We start from the raw sequence: 7,151 nt of genomic DNA, 5'->3' as shown, positions 1-7,151 counted from the left end.
GGCGGGCATTCGTTGCTGGCGACGCGTCTGGCCAGCCGGGTCCGGGCGACGCTGGGTGTGGAGATGCCGATCCGGATGTTGTTCGAGGCGCCGACGGTGGAGCGCCTCGCGGAGCAGCTCGGCCGGGCGCGGGATGCGCGCCCGGCGTTGACCCGGGGGCCGCGTCCCGAGGTGGTGCCGTTGTCGTTCGCCCAGCGCCGGCTCTGGTTCCTGCATCGGATGGAAGGACCCAGCGCCACCTACAACATCCCGCTCGTGCTGTGGCTGACCGGCGACCTGGACGTCTCCGCGTTGCGAGCGGCGGTCGGTGACGTGGCCGCCCGGCACGAGAGCCTGCGGACCGTGTTCCCGGACCGCGACGGCGTGCCGTACCAGCTGGTCCTCGACGAGATTCCGGATCTGGCGATCGTCGGCTCCGATGTGGACCTGCGGGAGCTGGCCGGGCACCGGTTCGACCTGACCACCGAGCCGCCGTTGCGGGCGACGCTGGTGCGTGCCGCCGAGAACGAGCACGTGCTGATGCTGCTGCTGCACCACATCGCGGGCGACGGCTGGTCGGTGCAGCCGCTCTCCCGTGATCTGGTCGCGGCCTACACCGCCCGCGCCGCCGGATCGGCGCCGGAGTGGGCGCCGTTGCCGGCGCAGTACGCGGATTACACGCTCTGGCAGCGTGATCTGCTGGGTGCGGAGTCGGATGCGGGAAGTCTGCTGAGTGCTCAGATGAGGTATTGGGCGGAGAAGCTTTCCGGGGTGCCGGAGCAGATCCGGCTGCCGTTCGACCGGCCGCGTCCGGCGGTGGCGTCCTATCGGGGTTCGACACTCGGGTTCGAGATCGATGCGCGGTTGCACGCCCGGTTGGCGCAGGTGGCGCGGGCGAACGGCGCGTCGCTGTTCATGGTGCTGCAGGCCGGGCTGGCCGCACTGTTGACGCGCCTGGGCGCGGGTACGGATGTGCCGATCGGGTCACCGATCGCCGGTCGCACGGACGAGGCGCTGGACGATCTGATCGGGTTCTTCGTCAATACCCTGGTGCTGCGGACCGACGTTTCCGGGGACCCGTCGTTCCGGGAGTTGCTGGGCCGGGTGCGGGAGACCGATCTGGCCGCGTACGCCCACCAGGACGTGCCGTTCGAACATCTGGTGGAGGTGCTGAACCCGGCCCGGTCGACCGCCCATCAACCGCTGTTCCAGGTCGTCCTGGCCCTGCAGAACGCGCCGCGCGGCTCGTTCGCCCTGCCCGGACTGGAGATCCGGGGCGCCGCGCTCGGCACCCACACCGCCAAGTTCGACCTCTCCATCCACCTCAACGAGCGAGGCGGCGCCCAACCGGCCGGAATCTCGGGCCTGCTGGAGTACGCGACGGACCTGTTCGACGCCGGCACGGTCGAGGCGTTGATGGCTCGCTACGTCATGGTGCTCGAGGAACTGGTGACCGACCCTGACCAGCGGGTTGCCGCGGCCGAGGTGGTGCTGCCGCAGGAACGCGACCGGCTGACCGGATGGGAGCGCCCGGAGACGTCCGATGTGCCTCCGGCGACGTTGCCGGAGCTGGTCGGGCGCTGGTCGGCGGAGCCGGCGGTGTCCGGTGGGGGGCGGTGTTTGTCGTATCGCGGGTTGGATCAGGCCGCGAACGCGGTCGCGTGGTCGTTGGTGGAGTCCGGGGTGCGGCCGGGTGACGTGGTGGCGTTGATGTTGCCGCGTTCGGTTGATCTGGTGGTGGCGCTGCTGGGTGTGGTGAAGGCGGGTGCGGCGTATTTGCCGGTGGATCCGGAGCTTCCGGCCGAGCGGGTGGCGTTGATGACCGCGGGTGCGGCGCTGACGGTGACCGAGCCGTTCACGGGTGCGGGCCGGGTTGATGCGCCTGCGGTGGTGGTCAGGCCGTCGAGCGCGGCTTACGTGATCTACACGTCGGGGTCGACGGGCACGCCGAAGGGTGTGGTGGTTCCGCATCGGGGGCTGGCGGCGTTGGCGGCGGCGAACGCGTCGAGGCTGGTGGTGGATTCATCGTCGCGGGTGTTGCAGCTTTCCTCGCCGAGTTTCGACGCGATGATGATGGAGCTGATGATGGCTTTCGGTGCGGGGGCCGAGTTGGTGGTGGCGCCGGCTGGTCCGGTGGTCGGTGCGGAGCTGGGTTCGTTGCTGGCGGGGGAGCGAATCACCCACACGCTGATTCCGCCGTCGGTGCTGGCGACCGTGCCGGAGGCGTCTCTGCCTTCGTTGCGGACGTTGCTGGTTGGTGGGGAGGCGTGTCCGCCGGCGTTGATGAAGCGCTGGGCCGAGGGCCGGTTGATGGTCAATGGGTACGGGTTGACTGAGGCCACGGTGTGTACGACGTTGTCGGACCGGTTGAGTGTCGGTGGTGGTGTGCCGATCGGTCGCCCGATCGTGGGCACGTGGGCGTATGTGCTGGATGAGCGTCTGCGGCGGGTGCCTCCGGGCGTCCCCGGCGAGTTGTATGTCGGTGGTGCGAGTGTGGCGTTGGGGTATGTGAACCGTGCGGGGTTGACCGGTGAGCGTTTTGTGGCTGATCCGTACGGTCCGGCTGGGGCTCGGATGTATCGCACCGGTGATGTGGTGCGGTGGGCGGCGGATGGTCAGGTCGAGTTCGCGGGGCGGGCTGATGATCAGGTGAAGATCCGTGGTCTGCGGGTCGAGCCGGGTGAGGTCGAAGCGGCGCTGGCCGAACACCCACTGGTCGACCAGGCCGCCGTGGTGGTACGCGACGACAACCTCTTCGGATACGTGGTGCCCGCCGCAGGCGCCGCCGCGACGGCCGACACCGAGCAGGTCGGCGAGTGGCAGGAGTTCTACGACGAGCTGTACGGCCGGGGTGGCACGCCGGCCTGGGGAGACGACTTCTCGGGCTGGCGGAGCACCTTCACCGGCGAGCCGATCGACCTGGCCGAGATGCACAGGTGGCGGGACGACACCGTGGCCGCCATCGAAGGACTCGGCGGCGAACGGATCCTGGAGATCGGCGTCGGCTCCGGGCTGCTGATGTCGCGACTGCACGAGCGGGTCGAGGAGTACTGGGCGACCGACCTGTCCTCGGTGGTCATCGAGCGGTTGCGCGCCCAGGTCGGTGATCGTGTCCAGCTCCGCGCGCAGCCGGCCGATGACGTGACCGGTCTGCCTGAGGGTCATTTCGACACGATCGTGCTGAATTCGGTGGTGCAGTACTTCCCCGACGCGGCCTATCTGAGCCGGGTGCTCCGGCAGGCTCTCACGTTGCTTGCTCCGGGTGGCCGGATCTTTGTGGGTGATGTGCGGAATCTTCGGTTGCTGCGTCATCTGCATCAGGCGGTGTTGTCGCCGCGGTTGTCGGGTGATCGGTTGCGGCGGGCGGTGGATCACGGGGTCGCGGTGGAGAAGGAGTTGTTGCTCGATCCTGATTTCTTCGCCGGGTTCACCCACGGCGTGGAGATCCGGTTGAAGCCGGGTGGTTACGTCAATGAGTTGTCGGCGTATCGGTATGACGTGGTGCTGCACCGCGATGCGGTCCCGGAGTCCGGGGATCTGCCGGTGGTGGACTGGTATCCGGGTCTGGTCTGGCCGGAACGAACCCGGGTTCGAGGCATTCGTAATGCCCGGCTGCATGGTGACGGTGTGGATCCGTCGGAGCTGGCCGGTCGTGCGGTGCTGACCTGGACCGGTGATGACGATTCAGGTGCCTTCGATGCGGTCTTCGGGGGCGCGGCGGTCGGCGCCTATCGGCCGGGACGTCATCGGACGGCGAACAACCCGCTGCACACCCGGACGGACGGGCAGCTCGCCACGGCGCTCCGGGCGCACCTGCGGGACCGGCTACCCGAATACATGGTCCCGGCCGCCATCGTGACGCTGGAGAAGCTGCCGCTGACCGTGCACGGCAAGCTCGACCGGGGCGCCCTGCCCGTACCGGAGCTGGCCGGCGGCCCCGCCGGCCGTGAGCCTCGCACGCCGCGGGAGCAGACGCTGGCCGACCTGTTCGCCGAGGTGCTCAGCCGGCCGGCGATCGGGATCGACGACGACTTCTTCGCGCTCGGCGGGCACTCCCTGCTGGCGACCCGGCTGGCCAGCCGGGTCCGGGCCACCCTCGGCGTGGAGATGCCGATCCGCGCCCTGTTCGAGAACCCCACCGTCGCCGGGCTCGCCGATCACCTGGTCGAGCCGGCCCGCGTACGCCCGCGGCTCCGGCCCCGGCCGCGCCCGGAAGGAAACTCATGATCCCCTTGTCGTTCGCGCAGCGCCGCATGTGGTTCCTGCACCGCATGGAGGACGGCGGCGCCGCCTACAACGTCCCGCTCGCCCTGCGCCTGACCGGAGAACTCGACGTGCCCGCCCTGCGCGCCGCCGTCCGGGACGTCGTCGACCGGCACGAGAGCCTGCGCACGATCTTTCCCGACCGTGACGGCGTGCCCTATCAGGAGATCGTGACGAGCGTCCCGGACCTGCCGGTGATCGACGTCGACGAGGCGCGGCTGGACGGCGACCTGCGGGAGATCGTCCGGCACCGGTTCGACCTCACCACCGAGCCGGCCCTGCGCGCCCGGTTGCTGCGGCTGAACGGGACCGAGCACGTGCTGGTGCTGCTCCTGCACCACATCGCGAGCGACGGCTGGTCCATGGTCCCGCTGACCAACGACCTGATGACCTCGTACCGGGCCCGGCTGGACGGACGTGCGCCCGGCTGGGCGCCGCTGGCGATCCAGTACGCCGACTTCGCCCTGTGGCAGCACGAGCTGCTGGGCGCCGAGTCGGACCCGGACAGCCTGCTCAACGCCCAGGTGACGTTCTGGACCGGGCAGCTCGACGGCATCCCCGAGCAGCTCACCCTGCCCTTCGACCGGCCACGTCCGGCGATCGCGTCGCACCGGGGCGACCACCTCGAGGCCGAGCTGGGCGCCGAGCTGCACCGGAGCCTGATCGACACCGCGCGCTCACACGGGGTCAGCCTGTTCATGGTGCTGCAGGCCGGGCTGGCGGCGCTGTTCCACCGGCTGGGCGCGGGCACCGACATCCCGATCGGATCGCAGGTCGCCGGGCGGACCGAGGACGGGCTCGAGGACCTGATCGGGTTCTTCGGCAACACCCTGCTGCTGCGTACGGACGTGTCGGACGATCCCACCTTCGCGGATCTGCTCGACCGGGTACGCCGTACCGACCTGGCCGCCTTCGAGCACCAGGACGTGCCGTTCGACCATCTGGTCGAGGTGCTGAACCCGGTGCGGTCCAGCGCCTACCAGCCGTTGGTGCAGGTGATGATGACCCTGCAGAACGCCCCGGCCGGGTACGGCGGCCTGGACGGGCTGCGCGTCTCGGCGGTGCGGGTGACGACCGGCACGGCCAAGTTCGACCTGTCCATGTCGGTCTCCGAACGCTGGGGCGCGAACGGCGAGCCGGCCGGGCTGAACGTCTACGCCGAGTTCGCCGTCGACCTGTTCGACCGGGCCACGGTCGAGTCGCTGATGAGCCGCTGGGCGCTGATGCTGGGCGCCGCCGCCGGCTCGCCGGGCCGGCGGGTGGGCTCCCTGCCGGTCCTGGCCGAGGACGAGCGTGAGCGGATGCTGCGGCTACCGCGGCGCGTGCTGGACGAGCGGTTGCGGCTGGTGCCGCCCGGGGTGCCGGGGGAGGTGTACGTCGTGGGCCCGGTCGGGGAGGACCACGGACGCTCCGTCGCCGATCCCTTCGGCCCGCCCGGTTCCCGGATGTGCCGCACCGGTGAGATCGCCCGCTGGACCAAGGACGGTGAGCTGGAGCATCTCGGCCAAGCCGGTGATCACCTGCTGATCCGGGGCTTCCCGATCGACCCTGCTCGGATCGAGGGGGTGCTGAGCGCGTACCCCGGTGTCGATCAGGCCGCGGTGGTGGCCGGCGAGGGAAGCCTGACCGCCTACGTCACCGGGCGGGTCGACCTGCCCGGCCTGCGCCACCACCTGCGTGACCGGCTGCCCGACCACATGGTGCCCCAGAACGTGATAGTGCTCGACCGGATGGACCCGGCGGACCTGCCCGCGCCCGAGGACGTCGCGAGCACGGCCGGCCGGGCCCCGAGCACGCCCCGTGAGCAGGTCGTCTGCGAACTGTTCGCCGAGGTGCTCGGGCTGTCGGCGGTCGGCGTGGACGAGGACTTCTTCGTGCTCGGCGGCCACTCGATGCTCGTCGCCACGCTGCTCAGCCGGGTCCGGGCGGCGCTCGGCACCGAACTGTCGATCCGCGACCTCTTCGAGGACCCCACCCCGGCCGGTGTCGCGGCCCACCTCGGACTGGGTGGCGCCGACGGGGCCCTCGACGTGTTGCTGCCACTGCGCGCGGGCGGGACCGAGCCGACCCTGTTCTGCCTGCACCCGCTGCTCGGGCTCAGCTGGGTCTACTCCGGCCTGGCCCGAAAGCTGCGGGCGGACTCCCCGATCTACGGCGTTCAGGCGCGTGGCCTGCGCGGTGCGGCGCCGGTCGATGGGCTCGAGGAGATGGTCGCGGACTACCTCACCGAGATCCGCAAGGCCCAGCCGGAGGGGCCGTACCGGCTGCTCGGCTGGTCGCTCGGGGGCGCGCTGGCGCACGGCGTGGCGACCCGGCTGCAGGCCGAGGGCCAGGAGGTCGAGCTGCTCGTGGTCCTGGACACCTATCCGTTCGCGGCCTTCCCGGAGATCGCCGACCAGACCGACGTGGTGAACGCGGTCCGGGAAGCGGACATCCTCGCGGCCTTCCTCGATTTTGTCGGCGTGCCCCACGACCCGGCGACCGACGGGCCGCTCGACTTCTCCCGGGCGGTGGACCTGCTCGGCTCCGAGGGCAGCGCGCTGGCCAGCCTGAGCCGCGAGACCGTGGCGGCGATCGTGGAACTGGGCAAGAACACCGTTCCGCTGCTTCCGCGTTTCGAGCTCCAGCAATTCCGGGGAGATCTTTTGTTGTTCACCGCCGCGTTGAACGACATCGATGACCGGCTCACCCCGGATTCGTGGCGGCCGTACGTCACCGGTCGCATTGAGAATCACCAGATCAATGCGTCACACCATCACATGCTGCGACCGGAGCACGTCACCGAGATCTGCGCCAAGATCGACGAGAGGCTGCGAGGTCAGGGTGTCCGGTGTGGACGGGGTCCGGTTGTGCCGGGTGGGGACAGCCGATAAGGTATGAAGCCGCCGCCCGGTTTGACCCCCTTTTCC

The 7,151-nt window shown here is 70.2% G+C and carries 2 protein-coding genes; both read left to right on the top strand.

Going from position 1 to position 7,151, the window contains the following annotated elements:
- The first annotated feature begins 12 nt into the window (after positions 1-12).
- Positions 13-4,206, top strand: coding sequence for an amino acid adenylation domain-containing protein (locus tag AB0M54_RS41950; RefSeq protein ID WP_364477882.1), 4,194 nt, complete (start codon positions 13-15; stop codon positions 4,204-4,206).
- A complete protein-coding gene (locus AB0M54_RS41945; RefSeq protein WP_364477879.1) occupies positions 4,203-7,115 on the top strand; it encodes a condensation domain-containing protein in 2,913 nt (970 codons plus the stop codon). Before AB0M54_RS41950 ends, AB0M54_RS41945 begins: the two co-directional genes overlap by 4 nt.
- The last annotated feature ends 36 nt before the right edge of the window (positions 7,116-7,151 follow it).

Origin of the sequence: Actinoplanes sp. NPDC051470, from assembly GCF_040682035.1 — a bacterium.
Classification (GTDB): Bacteria; Actinomycetota; Actinomycetes; order Mycobacteriales; family Micromonosporaceae; genus Actinoplanes.
Note: the sequence above shows the minus strand (reverse complement) of the source record. Positions and strands in the feature narration are given on the sequence as shown.